Source organism: Ramlibacter lithotrophicus (genome assembly GCF_012184415.1).
Taxonomy (GTDB): domain Bacteria; phylum Pseudomonadota; class Gammaproteobacteria; order Burkholderiales; family Burkholderiaceae_C; genus Ramlibacter; species Ramlibacter lithotrophicus.
This window is the reverse complement of sequence record NZ_VTOX01000001.1, coordinates 108,432-130,367: the sequence shown is the minus strand read 5'-3', so window position 1 is coordinate 130,367 and position 21,936 is coordinate 108,432. Positions and strand designations below refer to the sequence as shown.

Below are 21,936 nucleotides of genomic sequence, written 5' to 3'. Positions count from 1 at the left end.
CGTCGCGCGCGGCGGGATTTGTTCAGAGCTTCCCTAGGCCACGCCCAGGTACGCCTGCCGGATGTAGTCGTCCGAAGCCAGCTCGGCGCTGGTGCCTTCACGCCCGATGTGGCCGTGTTCGAGCACGTAGACGCGGTCGGCGATGCGCAGCGCCGACTGCGCGTCCTGCTCCGCCATCAGGATCGCCGTGCCGCCGCGCTGGATGCGCTTGATGGCGTCGAAAATTTCCATCTTGAGGCGATGCGCGATGCCGACCGAAGGCTCGTCCAGCAGCAGCAGCGAGGGCTTTCCCATCAGGGCCCGGCCGATGGCCACCATCTGCTGCTGGCCGCCCGAGAGCGTGCTGACGATCTGGTGCGTGCGCTCCTTGAGGATCGGAAACAGGCTGTAGACGAAGTCCAGGTCCTTCTCGATCCCGTCCTTGTCGCGCCGCAGGTACGCGCCCAGCATCAGGTTCTTCAGCACCGTGAGTTCGGGAAACAGCCGTCGCCCTTCCGGGCAATGGCAGATCCCCTTGCCCACGACTTCGTGCGCGGCGTACTTGTGCAGCGACTCCCCGCGGAACATCAGGTGCCCCACCGAGGGCTGGGCCCGCGAAACCGCCTTGAGCAAGGTGCTCTTGCCGGCACCGTTGGGCCCCAGCACGGCGACGAATTCGCCCTCGCCCACGCGCATGGTCACGTCTTCCAGCGCGACCGCCTTGCCGTAGGAGACCGAGAGCTTGGCGATGTCAAGCAGCATGGGCCGCCTCCGTTTCGGGCACGTCGCGGCCGATGTAGGCCTCGATCACCGCCGGGTGCCGCACGATGTCCTCCGGCAGGCCTTGCGCGATCACCTCGCCGAAGTCGAGCGCCACCACCCGGTCGACCAGCCGCATGAACTCGCGCAGCTTGTGTTCGATCAGCACCACGGTGAGGCCCTCGGCCGCATGCACCTGCCGGATCAGCGCGGACAGGTCCGCGATCTCGCCGCTGCCGAGCCCTGCGAACGGCTCGTCCAGCAGCAGCAGCTTGGGCCGCGCGGCCAGCGCCCGCGCGATCTCCAGGCGCCGCTGGTCGCCGTACGACAGCACTTCGACCGGTGTCGCTTCCTTGCCCGCCAGCCCCACCTGGCCCAGCAGCGAGCGGGCGCGCTCGTCCAGCGCGGCGCCGTCGTGGCGGTGCGTTCCCAGGCCGCCCACGATCACGTTTTCCAGCACGCTCATGCCGACGAACGGCCGGCACAGCTGGAAGGTGCGCGAGATCCCGAGGGCGGCCACCCGGTGCGGCGGCATGCCCACGACGTCGCGCCCGTCGAAGACGATCCGCGCGCCGGCATCCGGGCGGATGAACCCGGTGAGCAGGTTGTAGAGCGTCGTCTTGCCGGCCCCGTTCGGCCCGAGGATGCCGACGACCTCGCCGCGCTGCACCGAGAACGTGACGTTGCGCACCGCGTGCAGGCCGCCGAAGTGCTTGTTGACGTTGGCGAGGTCCAGCAACGTGCTCATGACTGCTGCCCTCCGACGGCCGCCCGCACCCGCCGCCAGACCGGGGCGACGAGCCCGTTGGGCAGGAAGAACAGGATCAGGATCAGGGTGACGCTGTAGATCATCAGCCGCCACTCGCCGAACTCGCGCAGCAGCTCCGTCAGCAGCACCAGCAGGATGGCGCCGCCGACCGGACCGTAGATGCTGGCCATGCCGCCCACGTACACCATGGTGATGATGGTGATCGACGTGACCACGGCGAAGAGCTGCGGGCTCACCTGCAGCTGGTAGTGCGCGTACATGGCGCCGCCGGCGCCGGCGAAGGCGGCGCTGATCACGAGCGATGCGATCTTGTAGAACGTCACGTTGATGCCGGCCGCCTGGCAGGTCGCCTCGTCGCCGCGGATGGCGCGCAGGATCATTCCCCAGTGGGAGCGCGCGATCCACAGCAGCAGCGCCGTGATGCCGACCAGCGTGGCCAGCGCGAAGTAGTAGAAACCCAGCTGCGAGCGGATCAGCGGCTCCAGGCCGTTGATGCCTTCCTCGCCGCCGGTCTGCTCCCAGAAGATCAGCATCAGCCGCTGCATGATCACGGCGCCGGACAGCATCGCCAGTGCGAAGTACGGACCCTTCAGGCGCAGCGTCGGCAGCCCGATCAGCACGGCGGCCACGGCGGCGAGCACCATCGAGGCGGGGATGCTCCACCAGCCGTTGAAACCGAACGTCGTGTTCAGGAACCCCGCGGTGTAGGCGCCGACCCCGATGAACAGGCTGTGGCCGAAGTTTTCGCGGCCCGTCAGCCCCGACATGAAGTCCCAGGTGACGGCCCAGATGCCGTAGATCACGCTCACTGTGAGCACGCCGATCAGGTAATTGCCGCCGAAGACGAGCGGGAGCACGGCCATCAGCGCGACGAAGCCGGCGGCCCCCGCGAGGTCGATGCGCTTGCTGAACATGGACTCGCGCGCGACGGGCGCCATGGCGGTGAGTTCGACTGATTTGCTCGACATGGACGCGGCGTCAGAAAGCGGCGCGGCGGCCGAAAATGCCGGCCGGCCGCACGACCAGCATCAGCAGGGTGGCGAGCACCGACACGATCTCGGTCCACGAGGTGGAGATCGCGTAGGCGACGATCGTTTCGGCATACCCGAGCATCAAGGCGGCCAGGATGCTGCCGGGGATCGAGCCCAGCCCGCCGACCACGACGATGGCGAAGGCCTTGACGATCGGCAGCAGCCACATCGTGGGCTGTACCGTGAGGAACGGCCCCGCCAGGATGCCCGCGGTGGCGGCGAGCGCGGCCGACAGCCCCATCACGGTGGCGAACACGCGGTCGCTCGGAATGCCCATGTACTGCGCCGCCTGCGGATCCTGCGAGATGGCGAGGATCGCCGAGCCGAGCCGCGTGTGCTGGATGAACAGCCACAGCACGCCGATGATCGCCGCGCCGACGCCCAGTGCGAGCAGCCGGGAACCGGCCACGTCGACGCCGCCCAGGGTGACCTTGGCGTCAACGAACGCCGGCACGTTGCGGTACTCGGAGCCGAAGGTGAGGAACAGCGCCTGCTCGACCACCAGCGCCACCGCCAGCGTGATCATCAGCACGGCGAGCTGCGAATGCCGCATCGGGCGGATCAGCACGCGCTCCACGACGATGCCGAACACCGCGACCAGCGCGATCGACAGCAGCGCCGCCGGCAGCAGCGGGATCTTGAACGAGGTGAAGAGATAGGCCCCGTAGGCCCCCAGCGCATAGAACGAACCGTGCGCCAGGTTCAGGATGCGGGCGACGCCGAAGATCAGCGTGAACCCGACGGCCAGCATGGCGTAGATGGCGCTGCTGACGGCGCCGATGATCAGGATCTCGAGCAAGGCTTCCCCGGCGTTGAAGTTTCCCCGCCGCCTCGCGCGGCGGGGACGTCACACGAATGTCCCGCGCCTACTTCTTGATCCAGGCGGGGTACACGAAGTCGGCGGTGCGCCGCTCCTTGGGATAGATCACTTCGCGCTTGCAGCCGTCGCGCCATTGCGCCAGCAGCAGCGAAGGCCCCTTGAACGTGCCGGCGCCGGGCTTCACGTCGTGCGTCTCGTCGAACTCGATCACGCCGGTGATGCCTTCGTAGCTGGCCTTCTCCAGCGCCTTGATCACGGCATTGGTGTCGGTGCTGCCGGCCTTCTTGACGGCGTCGGCGTACATGTACACGGCGTCGTTGGCGCCGAAAGCTGTGTACACGGGCGAGCGGCTGGTCTTCTTCGCGAATTCGTCGAAGAAGGGGATCGTGCGCGCCGTCAGCGGCGCGCGCACCGCGAAGTTGGCCGCGAGCTCGCCCACCGACTTGCCGCCGATGCGCTGGCAGAAGTCGCCGTCCATGCTCTTGACGTCGATGCCGCCGTAAGGCATCGGGAAGCGCGAGTCGTGCCACTGCTTGGCGAAGATGTCGCTGGAGGCGTGCGACAGCACCACCACCATGTACTGGGCGCCGGAGTCCTTGACCTTGGAGAACAGCGGCGAGAAGTCGGAGGTCTGGGCGTCGAAGAACTCGGTCGCGCGCACGTCGGCGCCGGCCTCGGTCGCGCCCTTCTTGAGCAACGGCACAAGGTCCTGCACCCACTTGGCGTTCTCGCCGACGATGGCGACCTTGCTGATGCCCAGTTCACCCTTGACGAAGTTGGAGATGAAGCCGGTGAGCTGGCGCGCCTGGTGGGCCGAATTGAGCGGGCCGACGCGGAACACGTACTTGTAGTTGTCGTAGTCCTGCTTCACCTTCGCGGTGATGGCCGGCGACGCCGCACCGACGCCGAGGTAGATGGTCTTGGCCGAGGCGATGTGCGGCAGCTGCGCCAGGGTGACGCCGCTGGTGTAGCCGCCGATCAGCACGTCCACCTTCTCGTCGGCGGTGAGCTTCTTGATGGCGCTGATGCCGGTTTCCGGATTCTCGGTCTCGTCGGCGACCACCATCTCGAGCTTGCGTCCGAGCACGCCGCCCCTGGCGTTGACATCGTCGATCGCCATCTTCACCGCGTCCTGCGTGTCGCGCCCCACCTGCAGCTGCATCGCGGTCGGCACGCCGATGCGGATCGGCTTGCCTTGCGCGAACACCGCGGGCGCGGCAAGGCCGGCGGCCGCGCAAGCCATGCTGACCAGAAATGCGGACCTGGTGATGCGGGGTGTCGAAGCCACCCTGCTTCCGTGGAATTTCATGGGTTGTCTCCTGCCTGGTTGCGACAGCGTGAGTGAATCGGCTTTTTCCTGCATGGTCGATAGGGACAATCCCGGCGTGCGTCACGACCGTGACATGCAGGCTTGGAACGCGAGCCGGCAAGCTCGGCAGCAGCGCCGCCGCGAGCGTCAACCGAGGTATTCCGTGGCCAGGTGCACGACGCAATCGCCGCGTTCGACGCGTCCGTAATGCCGCTTGCAGATCACCATGCCGTCGCGCTCGAAGTGGCACGGCTCGGGCGGGCGCGCGGGGTTGTCGACGAAGTGCACCTGGCCGCACAGGTCGCCGGCCTTCACGTTGTCCCCGAGTTCGACGGCCGGCTCGAACAGGCCGGCGTCGGGCGCATAGACGTAGTAGTCGCGGCCCTTCACCTGCATCAGGCGCGTCGGACCATCGAAGTCGCCGACCGCGCGGCTGCGCTCGATGACGCCGGCGTGGGCGAGGATGTTGCGCAGGCCGCGCTCGACGATGCGCACGCCGCGCCCGCTCACCGCGCCGCCGCCGCCGAACTCGCCGCCGAGTGCGACCAGGCCGCGGTTGATGGCCGCCACCTGCGACAGGCGCTGGTCCGGGCTGTAGTCCCACACCAGCCCGATCGGCGCGCCGAACGCACGCAGCGCCGCGAGCGCGCGGTCGTTCAGCTTTGCGTCGGCGCCCATGCGCATCGAGGCGAACGGCAGGTACTGCAGCGACGAGCCGCCCGAATGGATGTCGTGGAACAGGTCCGCCATCGGATACAGCACGCTGTCGATGTAGTGCGCGATGGCGTAGGTCGGCGTGCCGTCGGGATCGCCAGGGAACGAGCGGTTGAGGTTGCCGTCGTCGATCGGCGACACCCGCGCCCCGGCCATCGCCGCCGGGTAGTTGGCCGCGGGCATCACGATCACGCGGCCCTGGAGCTCGCCGGGATCGAGTTCGCGGATGAGTCGCGTGAGGGCGATCTGCCCTTCGTACTCGTCGCCATGGTTGCCGGCCATCAACAGCACGGTGGGGCCGGCGCCGTTGCGGATCACGCAGATCGGGATGGCGATGTTGCCGTAGGCGGAGCGGGTGACCGAGTGCGGCAGCTGCAGCCAGCCGGCCTGCTTGCCGTTCTTCTCGTAGTCGATCCGGGTCCAGATCTTGGTCGCGCTCATCGCATCGTCCTCTCAGGCTTTCAGGTTGGCGCAGCGACCGATCGCGCCGGCCAGCGCGTCGATGTCGGCCGCGCTCGTGTCCCAGCGGCACACGAAGCGGCCCAGGCGCGGGCCGCGGCGATAGAAGAGGATGCCGCTGCCTTGCAGCGCATCGAGCGCCGCCGGCTCCATCTCGATGAACAGTTCGTTGGCCTCCACCGGCGCCACCAGGGTCACGCCGGGCAGCGTGCGCACCAATACCGCGATGCTCGCCGCCGCCTGGTTCGCGCCGCGCGCGAGTTCCAGCCACAGGTCGTCCCGCACGTAGGCCAGGATCTGCGCCGAGGCGAACCGCATCTTCGACCAGACCAGGCCGGCGCGTCGCAGGTGATACCCGATCTGCTGCGCCGCGTCGGGCGCGAACACGACGATCGCGTCGCCCAGCAGTCCGCCGTTCTTGGTGACGCCGAACGAGAGGATGTCGACGCCAGACTTCCACGATGCCTGCGCCGGCGTGCAGCCAAGCCGCGCCACGGCATTGGCGAACCGCGCGCCGTCCATGTGCACCTTGAGGCCGTGCGCATGGGCGACCTTCGCGACAGCGGCAACTTCGTCGAGGCCGTAGACGGCGCCCAGGTCCGTCGCCTGCACCAGGTTCACCGCCGCCGGCTGGCTCTTGTGCGCCAAGCCCTTGCCTGCGCCCGCGATCGCGGCTTCGAGCGCGGCCGGATCGACCTTGCCGAACTCGCTCGTCACCGGGACCATCTTCGCCCCGCCGGAGAAGAATCCCGTGGCGTTGCACTCGGAGGTGTTGATGTGCGCGTCGGCGCTGCAATAGACGGCGCCGAACGGCGGGCAGATGGCCGCCAGCGACAGCGCATTGGCAGCGGTACCGGTCGGCACGGGGAACACCCGCACCGGCGTTTCGAAGAGCTGCGCGAAGCGCTCCTGCAGTTGCGCGGTGAGCGGATCCATGCCGTAACCGAGCGCCGTGCCGTCGTTGGCGGCGGCCAGCGCCTCGATCAGTTGCGGCGCGGCGCGCCCGGTGTTGTCGCTGCGGAAATCGATCATGGGAATGGCCTCAGGCTTCGAACGGCGCGCCGAGGTGGAACAGGCAGTCGCCGCGTTCGGTGCGGCACGGCATGCGCTTGCACATGACGACGCCGCCGCGCTGGAAGACGGCGACGCTCGGCTCGCGCCATGGCGTGTCGTGGAAATGGATCAGCCCGGCGCGCTGGCCGGCCGCGACCTCGTCGCCGAGTTCCACCAGCGGCTCGAAGAAGCCGGCATCGGGTGCGTAGACGAAGTACGTCGGGCCGCGCACCTGCAGCACCCGCGTCTCCGGCGCCGGCTGCGTCGGCACGGATTCGGCCAGCGCCCCGATGAGTTTCAGGACGCGGCGCACGCCTTGCTCCGCGGCACGCAGCGCAGCGATCGTCAACGTGCCGCCGCCGGCCAGTTCGGTGCCGAGGTGGATCACGCCCTGGCGCCGGGCCGCCGCTGTCAGCGTCTGGTCGCCACCCTGCGCCGCGTCGGTGACGTACGACATCGGCGCGGCGAACGCCTTGAGCAGCGCCAGCGACCGGTCCATCCGCTGCGCATCCGCGCTGCGCTGGCAGTTGGCGCTGGGCACGTACATGAGCGAGCTGCCGCCCGAATGCAGGTCCAGCACGTAGTCGACCTGCGGCAGCAGCACGTTCTCGATGTACCAGGCGATCTGCGCCGTCGGGCCGCCGTCGGGGTCGCCCGGAAACGAGCGGTTGAGGTTGCCGTCGTCGATCGGCGACGTGCGCGTACCGGCATTGGCGGCGGGATAGTTCGCCGAGGTCAGGAAGATGATCGTGCCGCGCACGTCCTTCGCCTCCAGCTCGCGCAGCAGTCTCGCGAAGGCGATCTGCCCTTCGTATTCGTCGCCGTGGTTGCCGGCCATCAGCAGCACGCGCGGGCCGGTGCCGTTCCTGATGCAGGCGACGGGGATCGGAATCCAGCCGTAGGCGGAGCGATGCACGGAATGCGGCAGGCGCAGGAAGCCGACCTGCTTGCCGTCGCGGTCGAAATCCACTTCGGAAGTGATGCGGCTGGCGCGTCTCGGGGTAGCGGTCTCGGTCATATGAGGTGGCAGGCGGAAAAGTGGCCCGGCGCGGTCTCGCGCAGCGCCGGCGGCTCCGCACGGCAGCGGTCCTGCGCATGCGGGCAACGGGTGTGGAAATGGCAGCCGGGCGGCGGCGCGCTGGGACTGGGGATCTCGCCGGCCAGCGGCGCCAGCGGCTGCCGGGCACCGGGCGCCGCGCGCGGCACCGCCGCCAGCAGCGCCTGGGTGTACGGATGCTGCGGGCTGGCATAGAGCGTGCGCTTGTCGGCCAGTTCCACGATCCGGCCGAGGTACATCACGGCGACCCGGTCGGCAACGTGCTTGACCACGGCGAGATCGTGAGCGACGAACAGGTAGGCCAGGCCGAACTCCTGCTGCAGGTCGCGCATCAGGTTCACGATCTGGGCCTGGATCGACACGTCCAGCGCCGACACCGGCTCGTCGCAGACGACGAAGCGCGGGTTCAGTGCCAGGGCGCGCGCGATGCCGATGCGCTGGCGCTGGCCGCCGGAAAATTCGTGGGGGTAGCGGTGCGCGTACTCCTTGCGCAGTCCCACCACCTGCAGCAGTTGCGCCACCCGGTCCCGCCGCGCCGCGCGGTCGCCGACGCGGTGGATCCGCATCGGCTCGTCCAGGATGTCGTGGACCGTCATGCGCGGGTCGAGCGACGCGTACGGGTCCTGGAAGATGATCTGCATCTGCTGGCGATGCGGGCGCATCTGCTCCACCGACAGCTTGGTCAGATCCTCGCCTTCGAAAGCGATCGTTCCCGCCGTGGGCTCCACCAGGCGCAGCACGAGGCGGCCGGTGGTGGTCTTGCCGCAACCGCTTTCGCCGACCAGTCCCAGCGTTTCGCCGGCCGCGATGTCGAAGTCCAGCCCGTCGACGGCGCGCACGGCGCCGACGGTGCGCGGCAACAGCGCACCGCGGCGGATGGGAAAGTGCTTGACCAGGCCCCGCACCTGCAGGAGCGGCTCAGGCTTCATGGCGATATCCGTTCAAGGCGATGCAGGCGGCCCGGTGGCCGGGGCCGATTTCGACGGGCGTCGGCGCCCGCTCCCGACAGGCCGCGCGGGCGCTGGGGCAGCGCGGGTGGAAGCGGCAGCCCTGCGGCAGGCTGGACAGGGCAGGCACCATCCCGGCGATCGTCGGCAGCCGCTCCTGCTCCTCGTCCAGCGCCGGAATGCTCTCCAGCAGCAGCCGGGTGTACGGGTGCGACGGCCGCTCGAACACGGCATGGACGGCGCCCTCCTCCACGATCTGGCCGGCGTACATCACGATGACGCGATCGACCACCTGCGCCACCACGCCCAGGTCGTGCGTGATCAGGATCACGCCCATGCCCATCTCGCGCTGCAGCTGGCGCAGCAGCACCAGGATCTGCGCCTGGATGGTGACGTCCAGCGCGGTGGTCGGTTCGTCGGCGATCAGCACTTTCGGCCCGCACGCCAGCGCGATGGCGATCATGATCCGCTGGCGCATGCCTCCGGACAGCTCGTGCGGGTACTGATCGAGCCGCTGCTCCGGATTGCCGATGCCGACCTTGCGCACCAGCTCCAGCGCCCGCACCCGCGCCTGCGCCTTCGACAGGCCTTCGTGCACGCGCAAGGTCTCGCCGATCTGCTCGCCGACGGTGAACAGCGGATTCAGGGCCGTCATCGGCTCCTGGAAGATCATCGAGATCTCCTTGCCGCGCACCGCGTTCAACGCGCTTTCGTCGAGCCCGACGAGGTCTCGGCCGCGCAGCCGGATGCGGCCGCCGGTGATGCGTCCGGGCGGATCGGGCACCAGTCCCAGGATCGACAGCGCCGTGATGCTCTTGCCGCATCCCGATTCGCCGACGATGCCCAGCACCTCGCCCGCGTCGACGCTGAAAGACACGCCGTCCACGGCGATGTGCTCGCTGCCGGGCCGTCCGAACCCGATGCGCAGGTTCTCCACGCGCAGCAGTTCCTCAGCCATGCTGCACCCGCAGTCGTGGATCGAGCACGTCGCGCAGGCCGTCGCCGAGGAGGTTCAGCGCGAGGCACACGAAGGCGACCGCGAGTCCCGGGAACAGGCAGATGTGCGGGGCCTCGCGCAGGTAGTCCTTGCCCTCGGCGATCATGTTCCCCCACGTCGGCGTGGGCGGCGGCGGTCCGACGCCCAGGAAGCTCAGGATCGCCTCGGCCAGGATCGCGTACGCGAAGATGAAGGTCAGCTGCACCAGCAGCGGCGCCATGCTGTTGGGAAGCACGTGGCGCCAGATGATCCAGCGGTCGCGCGCGCCGCAGGCCTGCGCCGCCTTCACGTAGTCCATCTCGCGCACCACCATCACCGTGGAACGGGCGATGCGCGCCATCCGCGGCGTGTAGACGATGGCCAGGGCGATCACGGCGTTGACGGCGGACGGCCCCAGCGCCGCGGCGATGGCGATGGCGAGCAGGATGGCCGGGAACGCCATCAACGCATCCATCAGGCGCATCAGCACGCCGTCCAGGCGCTTGTAGTAGCCCGCCAGCACGCCGATCAAGGTACCTGCGACGCCGGTGACCAGCGCCACCGCGGCGCCGATGGTGAGCGACAGCCGCGCGCCGTGCACCAGGCGGCTCCAGATGTCGCGCCCATAGTTGTCGGTGCCCAGCGGCCACTCCCAGGCGGGGGTGCGGAAGCGGAACCGCACCGCCATCTTTTCGGGCGGGCGGATCTGGATCAGGTCGGCGAACACCGCCATCAGCAGCATCAGGCCGAGGATCACGGCCCCGGTCATGAACAGGCGGTGGCGCACGAGCCGGCGCCACAGCGCCGGCGGCGGCGGCGCGGCGGGCTCGTCGGCCGCCGCCGGTGCCAGGTCGACGAGGCCTGGATCGACGTCGAGCCTAGCGCTGGTCATACTGGATGCGCGGATCGATCACCGCATAGAGGACGTCGACCACGAGGTTCAGCAGCACCAGCACCGCCGCCGTGATCAGCAGTCCGCCCTGGATCAGGGGATAGTCGCGCCCGAAGATGGCATTGGCGAGCAGCCGTCCCATCCCGGGGATCGAGTACACCGTCTCGATCACGACCGAGCCGGACAGCAGCAGGCCGAAGCTGATGCCGACCACGGTCACGACCGGCACCAGCACGTTCTTGAGGACGTGCTTGCCGATGACCATCAGGCGCGGCAAGCCCTTGGCGCGGGCGGTGCGGATGTAGTCCTGCTGCAGGATCTCGAGTACCGTCGCCCGCGTGATCCGCGCCAGCAGCCCGATCTGCAGCAGGGCCAGCGAAATGCCCGGCAGGATCAGCGACCGCACCCACTCCGCGGGGTTGTCGGCGAAGGGGACGTAGCCGCCGGCCGGAAGCCAATCCAGCATCACGCCGAACAGCACGATCAGCATCAGGCTCAGCCAGAAGTTCGGCACCGACACGCCGACCAGCGCCAGCGTGAGCACCGCCTGGTCGACCCAGGTGTTGGCGCGGATGGCGGCGACGATCCCGCACGGCACGCCGATCGCCACCGTGAGCAGCAGCGCGAAGCCGGCGAGTGCGAGCGTCACGGGCACCCGCTCGGCGATCGCCTGGGTGACCGGCCGATTGAGCAGGATGGACTTGCCGAGATCGCCCCGCGCCAGGTCGGCGTACCAATGCGCCAGCTTGACGGGGAACGGCCGGTTCAGGCCAAGCTGCTCGCGCAGCTGGGCGATCTCGGCGTCGGTGGCGTTCTGCCCGGCGATCACCGTCGCCGCGTCGCCGGGCACCAGGTGCATGATCGAAGCCGAGATCAGGCTGACGAGCAGCAGCACCGGCACCGCGGCGAGCAGGCGCCGCAGGATGAACTGGATCATCGAGGGCTCAGGTGCCGGTCAGCGCGCACCTTCGTCCCAGACGTTCCACAGGCGCGGAATGCGATACGGCGCGAAGCCCTTGATGTTCGAGCGGGCCGCCTGCTTGCGATACAGGTCGCCGAACTTGAGGAACAGCACCTGCTCGTAGACGCGCGACTGGAACTTGCCGAAGGTCGCCTTGCGGGCGTCCACGGTGGTGCCGGAGACCAGGTCGGCATACAGCTTGTCGATCTCGGGATCGGCGACTACCTGGTTCTTCTGCGGCGAGACCACGTCCTTCATGGCGGAGAACGGTCCCACCGACGGGCCGGATCCCTGGCCGGTGAACCACAGGTTCCACACGTCCTTGTCGGCGCGGCGCTTCATCGCCGTGGCCCAGTCGAAGACGTCGACGCGCACCTTGAAGCCCACGGCCTTGAGCTGCTCGCTGACGATCTGCGCGGCCTTGTACATGCTCTGGTAGCTGGAGTTGGTGATGATCACCAGCTCCTCGCCCTTGTAGCCGGACTCCTTCAGCAGCGCGGCGGCCTTCTTCGGGTCGCGCGCGTTGTAGAACTCCTTGCCGTCGGTCACGTAGTACGGGTTGCCCGGGTACTGCAGCCCCGGTTGCACCGCGTAGGCGCCGTCGGTGGAGATCTCCATGATCTCCTCCATGTCCAGCGCCAGCTGCATGGCGCGCCGCACCTTCAGGTCGTTGGTCGGCGGGCGATGGTGGTTGACCCAGGCGCCGTGCAGCCAGAAGTTCTTCAGGTCGTACAGCACCAGGCTCTTGTTGCCGGCCAGGCGCTTGGCCGACTCCGGCGGCAGGTCCTCGATGATCTGCAGTTGCCCCGACTCGAGGCCGGCAACGCGCGCGCCCGGCTCCTTCACGATCTTGAAGTCCACGGTGTCGAACCACACGTTCTTCTGGCCGCCGAAGCCTTCGTTGCCCTTGTAGCGGGTGTCCGGCTTGTAGCCATCGAAACGCTTCAGGCGGATGTGGCTGTCGGGTACCCACTCGACGAACTGCATCGGCCCGGTGCCGATCAGGTCGATCTTGTTGCCTTCGCGGTCGGCCTGCTCGGCCGGCAGGATCGCGATCGGCACGACGAACGCCGACAGCTCCTCCAGGAAGATCGGCTGCGGCTTGGTCAGCGTGATCACGAATGTGTTGCGGTCCGGTGCCGTCATGGTCGCCACCGGCGCGAGGCTCACGCGCGCCAGCGCCATGCGCTTGTAGCGCTCGAACGAGGCCTTCACGTCGGCCGACGTCAATTCCTTGCCGTTGTGGAACTTCACGCCGGTGCGGATCTTGAACGTGTAGGTCAGGCCGTCGTCGCTCACCTTCCAGCTTTCGGCCAGCTCCGGGATCACCTGGTTGCTCTCGCCGCGGGTGACCAGCTGCTCGAAGATGTGCATGGCGACGTTGCGGGTCGCGATCGACGAGGAGAAGTACGGGTCGAGCGTGGGCGGCGTCGCCTCCTGGGCGAAGACGAGCGTGGCGCTGCGCTTCTGGGCGGCCGCTTGCGGCGGCGCGGCGGCCAGCGTGAGGCCGATGGCAATGGCCGCGGCCGCCTTGCAGGCGGCGAGCGCCGCGCGGCCGCCGGTTGTGGTGATGGTCATGTCTCTCTCTCCTCGTTCTTCCCGGCCGCCGTGCGACCGTTGTCAATAACGTGCGCCGGCTGCGCCGGCCCGCCTCATTCGCCCTTGATGTTGGCGATCTTCGCCACCTTGGCCCACTTGCCGGTTTCGAAGGCGATGTACGACTCGAACTCCTCGGGCGAATTGCCCACGGTCTCCGAGCCCGTCCTGGCCAGCGCCTCGCGCACCTCCGGCATCTTGAGGACGCGGTTGATTTCGGCGTTGAGCTTCTGCACGACCGGCTTGGGCGTATTGGCCGGCACCAGCACGCCGCCCCAGGACACCGCCTCGAATCCGGCCATGCCGAGTTCGGCCACGGTGGGCACGTTCGGCAAGTGCGGCAGGCGGTTCTTCGTTCCCACGGCCAGCGCCTTCAGCCGGCCCGACTGCACGTGCGGCAGCCCCGAAGGCCCGGTCGTGAACATCGCCTGCACGTGGCCGCCGATCATGTCCTGCAGCGCCAGCCCGTCGCCCTTGTAGCTGATGCGCTCCATCTTGATGCCGGCGTTCATCATGAACAGCTCCATGGCGAAGTGGCCGGCGGTGCCCGTGCCGCCGGTGCCGTACGAGAACTTGCCCGGATTCGCCTTGGCCTTCGCGATCAGGTCCTCCACCGAAGTGATGCCCGAGTTGGCGTTCACAACCAGCATCAGCGGCACCAGGTTGGTCAGCGAGATCGGCTGGAAGTCCTTGGCCGTGTCGTACGGCTGCTTGTAGATGCTCGGATTGATCGCGTTCGGCCCCACGTTCCCCATCAGGAGGGTGTAACCGTCGGGCGCCGACTTGGCAACATGGCTGAGGGCGATGATGCCGTTGGCCCCGGGCCGGTTCTCGATGACGACCGGCTGCTTCCAGGCCTCGCTCAGCTTCTGTCCGATGGTGCGTGCCACGACGTCGGACGCGCCACCCGGCGGATAGGGCACGACGAACTGGATCGATTTGGCCGGGTACTCCTGGGCCATGGCGGGGGCTGCCGCCGCGATCGCCAGGGCCGCCGCGCCCAGCCAGCGGCACGAAGAAAGCAACGTGAAGCGAACTCTCATCCGGTCTCTCCCTGGCGCGTGGGCGCCGTGCGTTGATGTCGCCGGCGGCACCCGCCTGCCGGCAGCGGTGCTTCTTCCGCGGCGGTCAGACGAAGCCGTTCTTCAGCTGCGTCTCCCCGCGCCCCAGCCGCTGCAGGTTCTCCAGCAGCAGGTCGATCACGTTGTCCTCGTACTTCTGCGTCTCGCCCGCACTGTGCGGCGTGATGAACACGTTGGGCAGGTCCCACAACGGCGACGCCGGCGGCAGCGGCTCGTCCCACACGCAGTCGAGCGCCGCGGCGGCGATCGCCCCGGAGCGCATGGCCTCGATCAGCGCCGGCTCGTTCACCACCTTGCCGCGCGCGACGTTCACCAGCACCGCCGTCGGCTTCATGGCCGCGAACGCCTTGGCGTCGATGAGGTCCTGCGTGGAGGGATTGAGCGGGCAGGTCAGCGCGACGAAGTCCGCCTGCGGCAGCACTTCCAGCAACTGCGACTGCGGTACGGTGAGGTCGGCCGCTCCGCCGCCCCTGGCCGGGTCGCGCTTGACGCCGATCACGCGCATGTCGAACGCCTTGGCGAGCTGCGCCAGCCGCGAGCCGATGCGCCCCATGCCGACGATCACCAGCGTCTTGCCGCCGAGCTCGTCCTCGCGCTGCGCGATCTCCGAAATGAGGCCGCGCCACTTGTGGGCCGCCTGGTTGGCGAACGCCATCGGCAGCTTTCTCGCGACGGCGAGAACCAGGCCGATGGCGTGCTCCGCCACCGCCCGCTCGTTGACCCCTTGCGCACTGGCGACGCGGATGCCGGCGGCGCCGAGGATCTCGCGCGAGTACTGGTCGGTGCCCGCGCTGATCGACTGGATGAAGGCGAGCTGCTGCGCCTGCTCGACGAATTCGTTGCGCCAGAAGCCGGACACGGACAGGACATGCGCCTCGCCGATGCGCGCCTTCAGCTCGTCGAGGGTGCGGACCTCGAAGGAGCGGATCCCGGTGTTGCGAAGCGCGAAGCGCTCCTGCATGCGATAGGCGGGGTGGGCGAAACAGATGGTGAGCTGGTCTCTTTGCGGCAGTGCGCGTGACGTCATCGGCGGTCCTGGTTCTGGCGTTTCGTCGCGCGTTCGCCAGCGTGCCTGCGAACGGCGCAGGCCACTATAGGACTTCACCTGCGGGAAGGCGGCTAGTATGATCCCTAGGGCTTCGCACTCGCATTGGAGCCGCGCGTCATACCTTCCGCCGCACCTTCGTGCGCAGACTACGAAAAGAGTTCGAGGATGTCCGAGATCACCCGTTTCGAGCAGAACCACCGCCGCAGCCGCGTCGTCGTGCATGGCGGGGTGGTGTACCTCGCCGGCCACGTCGCCGACGACAAGACCGCTTCGATCGACGAGCAGACGCGCCAGGCGCTCGCCAACATCGACCGCACGCTCGCCACCGCCGGCACCGACAAGTCGCGGCTGCTTACGGCGCAGATCTGGCTGCGCTCGATGGACGACTACGAAGGCATGAACGCCGTGTGGGACGCCTGGGTCGAGCCTGGCCAGACCCCGACCCGCTGCTGCGGCGAGGTGCGGCTGGCGGATGCCAAGCTGCGCGTCGAGATCGTCGTCACGGCAGCGCTGTGACCGGCGCGGTGAACACCTTCGGGCGGGCCCGGCGCATCGCCGCGATCGAGGTTTCCGAAATCCTGCGCATAGGCGCGCTGGCCGCGCAACGCCGCCGCGAGGGCCGCCCGGTGATCGTATTGGGTGCCGGGGAACCCGATTTCGAAACGCCCGACCACATCAAGGAAGCCGCGATCCGCGCCATCCGCACCGGCCAGACGCACTACACCGTGCTCGATGGCACCGGCGAACTGAAGGTCGCGATCCAGGGGAAGTTCCGGCGCGAGAACGGCATCCAATACGCTCTCGACGAGATCACGGCCGGCGCCGGCGCCAAGCAGGTCATGTACAACGCCTTCATGGCGACGCTCGACCCGGGCGACGAGGTGATCCTCGCGGCGCCTTACTGGACGTCGTACGCCGACATGGTGGTGATCGCCGGCGGCCAGCCGGTGGTTGTGCCCTGTACCGAGGCCAACGGCTTTCGCCTGCAGGCGCCGGACCTCGAGGCGGCGATCACGCCCCGCACGCGGTGGCTGCTGCTGAACTCGCCGTCCAATCCGAGCGGCGCCGCGTACGGCGAGCAGCAGTTGCGTCCGATCCTGGACGTGCTCAGGCGCCACCCGCATGTCTGGCTCTTGAGCGACGACATCTACGAGCACCTGCTGTACGACGGCGCAGCTTTCGTCACGGCCGCGCAGCTCGAGCCGGAACTGAAGGAGCGCACCCTCACCGTCAACGGCGTGTCGAAGTCTTACGCGATGACCGGCTGGCGGCTCGGCTACGGCGCCGGCCCCAAGGCGCTGATCGCCGCGATGGCCGTCGTGCAGAGCCAGAGCACCTCCAATCCGTGCTCGATCAGCCAGGCGGCGGCCGTGGCGGCGCTGAACGGCCCGCAGGACCTGGTCGCGCAATGGCGCGATGTCTTCCAGCGTCGCCGCGATTTTGTCGTGGAGCGACTCAACGCGATCGAAGGCATCTCCTGCCGCCGTCCGGAGGGCGCGTTCTACACCTTCGCCAGCTGCGCCGGGCTGATCGGACGGCGCACGGCCACCGGCGCCGTGATCGACAGCGATTCGGCGTTCTGCCGCTACCTGCTGGAATCGCACGACGTCGCGGTGGTACCGGGCAGCTGCTTCGGGCTCGGGCCTTACTTCCGCATCTCGTATGCGGCATCGGACGCCGACCTGCGGCAGGCCTGCGAGCGCATTGCCGCGGCCTGCAGCTCGCTCGCGTGATCGCGGGGCCTCGCCCCGGCGCTGCCCCGCCCTGCTGCTGAGGCGCCGCAACAATCAGTGAGGTTTGTTGGCGCCGGGGCGCGCTCCTGCGCGAGCGCCGCCCCGGCGGCGTGGTCTGCGCTGCCGCGCATGTGATGCATTTGCACACGTTCGCTTGCGCTGCGGTAGCCCAACCTTGCCAGGAAGGCAACTCCCACCAGCAGACCGCGATGACACTCGACGCCGACCTTGCGCGCCCTTCCACTTGCAGGCATGCCGCCTGGCACTGCCGCCGGCTCGCCAGGGGACCGGCATGAGCGACATCCACGGAACGGCCGGCGACGACTGGCTTCCCGGCACGGCCGGCGACGACGTGTTCCACGGCCTGGAGGGACGCGACACCGCGCAGATCGCGGCGCCGAGCAGCAGCGCGGTGTTTTCGCTGGATGCGCAGAACCGGTGGGTCGTCGCCAGCGCGCAAGGCGCTGACACGATGGACAGCATCGAGGCCGTGCAGTTCACGGATGGCACGGTGGTGCCGGGCACCGAGTTCACGATCAACAGCACGACGGCCGGCGTCCAGCGCTATGCATCGATGGCCAAGCTCGCGGACGGCAGCTATGTCGCCGCGTGGTCCAGCGATGCGGACGGCGACGGCAGCGGCGCCGCCGGCATCTACACGCAACGCTTCGACGCTAATGGCGCCAGGCTCGGCGGCGAGACGCTCGTGAGCGTGCAGCCGGCGGCCGATCGCGTCTGCTCCTGGGTGGCCGCGCTGCAGGGCGGCGGCTATGTCGTCACATGGGCTGCGAGGGCGGCGCCTTGGCAGAACGACCCCACGTCGCAGTGGTTCGACGTGCACGCGCAGCGCTTCGACGCCGGCGGCGCGCCGGTCGGGGGCGACATCCTCGTCAACAGCACCACCACCGGCACCCAGTACCAGACAGGCCGCAGCCTGGGCGGGCTCGCGGATGGCGGCTTCGTCGTGGTCTGGGAATCCAACGGCCTCCCGCCCCCTGGCGGCGGGACGCCGCCCGGCGACGGGGTCTGGATGCAGCGCTTCGACGCTGCCGGCGCGCCGGTCGGCGGCGAAGTGCAGGTCGCCGCCGAGTACGGGCCCACCTATGCCGTGACGACGGCGCTCGCCGGCGGTGGTTTCGTGGTCGCATGGTGGGCCGGCAACGGCGTGGCGCAGCAGCGCTTCGACGCGTCCGGCCAGCCGCAAGGCGGGACGACACTGGCGGGCTACGGTGCCCAGCCTATCCTGACCGGACTCGCCGGCGGCGGCTGGGCGTTGGCGTGGGTCGGCAACGACGGCCAGCTGTTCACGCAGATCTTCACCAGCGGGGGCGCTGCGTCCGGGGCCCCGATCACGGTGAATTCGCCGACCACCTACGCGAACTCGCCGCAGCTCGCCGCCACGCCCGACGGCGGCTTCGTCGTCGCATGGGCTTCGCATGGCGTGTTCGGCGGCCCCACCGAGGTGCCGGGTGTGTACCTGCAACGCTTCGACGCGGCCGGGAACCCGAGCGGCGCCAGGACGCTGGTGGATGAGCAGACCGACTCCCACGGAGTGGGCGACCTGGGCCTGGCCGCGCTGGCCGACAGCAGTTCCGTCGTCCAGTGGGTGGGGCCTGATGGCAGCGGCACCGGCGTCTGGGCGCGCCGCATCGACAGCAGCGGCGTCGCGCAAAGCAGCGGCACGTCGCTGGCCGGCGACGGCGGCGACAACACGATCGTCTTCTCCGGCAGCGCGCCCATGCTGCTGACCGGCAACGATGGCAACGACTCGCTGCAGGGGGGAAGCGGGGCCGACCAGCTCGACGCCGGCTCCGGGGACGACGTCCTGCAAGGCGGCGACGGCGATGACCTGGTGCTGGGCGGCCCCGGCCGCGACACCGCAATGGTGGGAGCGAGCCTCGACGGCCTCGGATGGGAACTTCTGGCCGATCGCGTGCTGCGCCTCACGGTGCCCGGCGAGGGGGTGGACACCCTGCAGTCGATCGAGCAAGTGCGCGGCGCGAGCGGCAGCGTCGACCTGCAGTGGGGCGCCGTCGCCGACCTGCGCGTCAACACGACGCTGCCGGCGGTGCAGGAGTGGTCGCGCGTCTCCCCCTTGGCCGACGGCGGCTTCGTCGTGACCTGGGAGACCAACGTCACCAGCAGCGGCAAGTACGGGGGCAGCAGCTTCCAGTCGTTTGCGCAACGCTACGACGCGGCTGGGGCTCCGGTCGGCCCCGAACTGCTCGTGAGCGCCGCGACGAACATGCACCAGGGGCCGACCGCCGCGGCCCTGGCCGACGGTGGCTTCGTGGTCACGTGGAAGGCGAGCAACGGACTGTCCTCGGACATCCTGCTGCAGCGCTACGACGCCGGCGGCGCGAAGGTCGGGGCCGCCGTGACGGTGGCCAGCCATGGCGCCGTGAACGACCAGACGCCGGAGGTGCTTGCGCTCGGCAACGGCTTCGTGGTGGCCTGGAGCGCGCCCGATGGCAGCGGCACCGGCATCTTCGCGCAGCGCTTCGATGCCTCCGGGGCGAAGGTGGGCGCTGCCGTCCAGGTGAACACGTCGGGCACGGCCGCGACGCCGGCCGGTGCTTCGCAGCAGACCGATCCGGCGTTGGCGCTGCTTGCGGACGGTAGCTACGTCGTCAGCTGGGCCTCCAGCGATGGCAGCGGCTCGCAGGTCTTCATGCAGCGCTTCGACGCCACTGGCGCCCGCATCGGCGGCGAGACCCTCCTCACCGGCAACGGCAGCAGCCCCGACGTGGTGGCGAATGCCGCGGGCGGCTTCCTGCTCACGTGGCTGGAGGCCGGTCACGTGCAGGCGCAACGGTTCGACGCCACCGGGGCCGGCCTCGGGTCCCCGACCCAGGTCGACACGGCCACACCCGATATCGCATTCCCGGTCGCCACCGCCCTGCCCGATGGCGGGTACCTGGTGGCGTGGCAATCGACCTGGTCCGACGTCTACGGGCAGCGGCTGGACGCCGCCGGACAACGCGTGGGGGTCGAGACCGTCCTCAGCGGCAGCGCGGCCGACCAGCAGCGCTATCCCGACGTCGCCACGCTGGCCAACGGCAGCACGCTGGCGACCTGGACCGGCGGAAGCACGCAGGCCTACACCGGCACCGCCGACGTGTACCTGCAGCGCTTCGATGCCGACCTGATGCCGGAGCCGGTGATGACCCTGGTCGGCGACGCCGGACACAACGTGCTGCAGGTGTCGACCGCAGTGCAACGTGTGGGTCTTGTGGGTGGCGCCGGCAACGACCTGCTCGCCGGCACCCCCGGCACGTCCGACGTGCTCACCGGCGGCAGCGGCAACGACACCTTTGCCTTCGCCGCCTGGGGCAGCGGCATCGACCTGATCACCGACTCGGCGCCCGGCGACCGCATCGTGGTGGCCGGGGCGCAATTCGCCGGCGGCGTCAGCGCTGGCGACGGCACATCGGTGGCCGCCAACGGCGTGCAGGTCGCGACCACCGGCGCGAGGACGACGCTGTTCATCGGCACCAACACGACGCCCGGCGCAGACGTGGTGATCGAACTGGCCGGAGCGTTCGCCGCCGCGGACTTCAGCGCGGCCGGTGACTCCGTCACATGGAGCGGCGCGGCCCCGCCGCCACCTCCTCCACCCGGGGACGCGACGGCGCCGGTGGCGATCGATTTCTTCCCGGCCGCCGGCAGCAACACGCTGCCGCCCGGCTGGAGCCTGGCGATCACCTTCAACGAGACCGTGCAGGCGGGCTCGGGAACGATCACGCTGCAGACCGACGCGGGCCAGGTAGTGCAGACCTTCGGCGCGGGCGATCCGGGGCTGCGCTTCGTGGATTCCAGCGTCGTGATCGATCCAGCCGCCGACCTGCTGGCGGGGACCACGTATCGCCTGCTGGTCGGCGCCGGCGCGATCGAGGACCTCGCGGGCAACGACTACGCCGGCGTGGCCGACTACGGCTTCACCACGGCGGGCGAGCCGCCTGCCGGGGGGGACACGGGGGCCCCCGTGGCCGTCGACTTCTTCCCGGCGGCCGACAGCAACACGCTGCCGCCGGACTGGAGCCTGGCGATCACGTTCGACGAGATCGTACAGGGCGGCGCGGGAGCGATCACGCTGCAGACGGTCGCCGGCCAGGTGGTGCAGACGTTCGGCGCGGGCGATCCCGGCCTGCGCTTCATCGACAAGAGCGTGGTGGTCGATCCGGCGGCCGATCTCGTGCCCGGCACCACGTACCGGCTGATCGTCGCCTCCGGCGCCATCCAGGACCTGGAAGGCCACGCCTACGCGGGCGTGAGCGACCACACGTTCACCACGGCCGGCGAAGCGCCAGGCGGCGGGGACACCACGGCCCCGGTGGCGATCGACTTCTTCCCGGCCGCCGGCAGCAACACGCTTCCGTCCGACTGGAGCCTGGGCATCACGTTCGACGAGGGGGTGCAGGCAGGCTCCGGAACGATCACCTTGCAGACGGCTGTAGGACAGGTGGTGCAGACGTTCGGCGCGGGCGACAGCGGCCTGCGCTTCGTGGATGCCAGCGTGGTGATCGACCCGGCTGCCGACCTGCTGCCCGGCACGACTTATCGCCTGAACGTCGGCGCCAACGCGATCGAAGACCTGGCGCGCAACGCCTACGCCGGCGTCAGCGACCACACTTTCACCACCGCCGGGTCAACGGCGCAGGCCATGGTGAAGCTGGTTGGGTTCGCCGCGCAGGACGTCGCGCCGATGGCGTGAACTGCGCCGGCCGCACGGCGCGGCGGTGCGACGAGAA

Annotated in this window: 18 protein-coding genes; 3 read left to right on the top strand and 15 right to left on the bottom strand. The window is 69.3% G+C overall.

Annotated elements, in window-relative coordinates:
• Nucleotides 1-33: 33 nt before the first annotated feature.
• From RAMLITH_RS00630 to RAMLITH_RS00560, 15 genes are all read right to left on the bottom strand, one after another.
• The gene (locus RAMLITH_RS00630; RefSeq protein WP_168105413.1) at nt 34-741 is read right to left on the bottom strand and encodes an ABC transporter ATP-binding protein; all 708 of its coding nucleotides are present in this window, start codon (nt 739-741) and stop codon (nt 34-36) included.
• Nucleotides 731-1,486, bottom strand: a complete 756-nt coding sequence (locus RAMLITH_RS00625; RefSeq protein ID WP_168105412.1) for an ABC transporter ATP-binding protein — start codon at nt 1,484-1,486, stop codon at nt 731-733. Before RAMLITH_RS00625 ends, RAMLITH_RS00630 begins: the two co-directional genes overlap by 11 nt.
• On the bottom strand, nt 1,483-2,475 hold the full coding sequence (locus RAMLITH_RS00620) for a branched-chain amino acid ABC transporter permease (protein WP_238343967.1): 993 nt from the start codon (nt 2,473-2,475) through the stop codon (nt 1,483-1,485). The genes RAMLITH_RS00625 and RAMLITH_RS00620 overlap by 4 nt, the downstream gene beginning before the upstream one ends.
• 10 nt (nt 2,476-2,485) lie before the next feature.
• Nucleotides 2,486-3,337, bottom strand: a complete 852-nt coding sequence (locus RAMLITH_RS00615) for a branched-chain amino acid ABC transporter permease (protein ID WP_168105411.1) — start codon at nt 3,335-3,337, stop codon at nt 2,486-2,488.
• A 67-nt stretch (nt 3,338-3,404) separates the two neighbouring features.
• Nucleotides 3,405-4,667, bottom strand: coding sequence for an ABC transporter substrate-binding protein (locus tag RAMLITH_RS00610; RefSeq protein WP_202883215.1), 1,263 nt, complete (start codon nt 4,665-4,667; stop codon nt 3,405-3,407).
• A 147-nt stretch (nt 4,668-4,814) separates the two neighbouring features.
• The gene (locus RAMLITH_RS00605) at nt 4,815-5,822 is read right to left on the bottom strand and encodes a succinylglutamate desuccinylase/aspartoacylase family protein (RefSeq protein WP_168105410.1); all 1,008 of its coding nucleotides are present in this window, start codon (nt 5,820-5,822) and stop codon (nt 4,815-4,817) included.
• Nucleotides 5,823-5,834: 12 nt separating this feature from the next.
• Entirely contained in the window at nt 5,835-6,872 is a 1,038-nt protein-coding gene (locus RAMLITH_RS00600) for a threonine aldolase family protein (RefSeq protein WP_168105409.1), read from the bottom strand.
• A gap of 10 nt (nt 6,873-6,882) precedes the next feature.
• Nucleotides 6,883-7,911, bottom strand: a complete 1,029-nt coding sequence (locus RAMLITH_RS00595) for a succinylglutamate desuccinylase/aspartoacylase family protein (RefSeq protein WP_168105408.1) — start codon at nt 7,909-7,911, stop codon at nt 6,883-6,885.
• Nucleotides 7,908-8,879 carry an ABC transporter ATP-binding protein gene (locus RAMLITH_RS00590; protein WP_168105407.1) on the bottom strand — a complete coding sequence of 324 codons (972 nt, stop codon included), beginning with the start codon at nt 8,877-8,879 and terminating at the stop codon, nt 7,908-7,910. The genes RAMLITH_RS00595 and RAMLITH_RS00590 overlap by 4 nt, the downstream gene beginning before the upstream one ends.
• Nucleotides 8,869-9,855, bottom strand: coding sequence for an ABC transporter ATP-binding protein (locus tag RAMLITH_RS00585; RefSeq protein ID WP_168105406.1), 987 nt, complete (start codon nt 9,853-9,855; stop codon nt 8,869-8,871). Before RAMLITH_RS00585 ends, RAMLITH_RS00590 begins: the two co-directional genes overlap by 11 nt.
• A complete protein-coding gene (locus RAMLITH_RS00580; RefSeq protein WP_168105405.1) occupies nt 9,848-10,765 on the bottom strand; it encodes an ABC transporter permease in 918 nt (305 codons plus the stop codon). Before RAMLITH_RS00580 ends, RAMLITH_RS00585 begins: the two co-directional genes overlap by 8 nt.
• Entirely contained in the window at nt 10,752-11,702 is a 951-nt protein-coding gene (locus RAMLITH_RS00575; protein ID WP_168105404.1) for an ABC transporter permease, read from the bottom strand. The genes RAMLITH_RS00580 and RAMLITH_RS00575 overlap by 14 nt, the downstream gene beginning before the upstream one ends.
• An 18-nt stretch (nt 11,703-11,720) precedes the next feature.
• Nucleotides 11,721-13,304 (bottom strand): ABC transporter substrate-binding protein, encoded by a 1,584-nt coding sequence (locus RAMLITH_RS00570; RefSeq protein WP_168105403.1) that lies wholly within the window; start codon nt 13,302-13,304, stop codon nt 11,721-11,723.
• A 74-nt stretch (nt 13,305-13,378) separates the two neighbouring features.
• Nucleotides 13,379-14,365, bottom strand: a complete 987-nt coding sequence (locus RAMLITH_RS00565; protein ID WP_168105402.1) for a Bug family tripartite tricarboxylate transporter substrate binding protein — start codon at nt 14,363-14,365, stop codon at nt 13,379-13,381.
• An 85-nt stretch (nt 14,366-14,450) separates the two neighbouring features.
• Nucleotides 14,451-15,431, bottom strand: a complete 981-nt coding sequence (locus RAMLITH_RS00560) for a D-2-hydroxyacid dehydrogenase (protein WP_202883214.1) — start codon at nt 15,429-15,431, stop codon at nt 14,451-14,453.
• A 186-nt stretch (nt 15,432-15,617) separates the two neighbouring features.
• Between RAMLITH_RS00560 and RAMLITH_RS00555 the strand changes: the two genes are divergently transcribed.
• From RAMLITH_RS00555 to RAMLITH_RS25975, 3 genes are all read left to right on the top strand, one after another.
• Complete coding sequence (locus RAMLITH_RS00555) at nt 15,618-15,968, top strand: RidA family protein (protein ID WP_168105401.1); 351 nt, start codon at nt 15,618-15,620, stop codon at nt 15,966-15,968.
• Nucleotides 15,969-15,976: 8 nt separating this feature from the next.
• The gene (locus RAMLITH_RS00550) at nt 15,977-17,185 is read left to right on the top strand and encodes a pyridoxal phosphate-dependent aminotransferase (RefSeq protein WP_337786081.1); all 1,209 of its coding nucleotides are present in this window, start codon (nt 15,977-15,979) and stop codon (nt 17,183-17,185) included.
• A gap of 292 nt (nt 17,186-17,477) precedes the next feature.
• Nucleotides 17,478-21,899 (top strand): Ig-like domain-containing protein, encoded by a 4,422-nt coding sequence (locus RAMLITH_RS25975; protein WP_168105399.1) that lies wholly within the window; start codon nt 17,478-17,480, stop codon nt 21,897-21,899.
• The last annotated feature ends 37 nt before the right edge of the window (nt 21,900-21,936 follow it).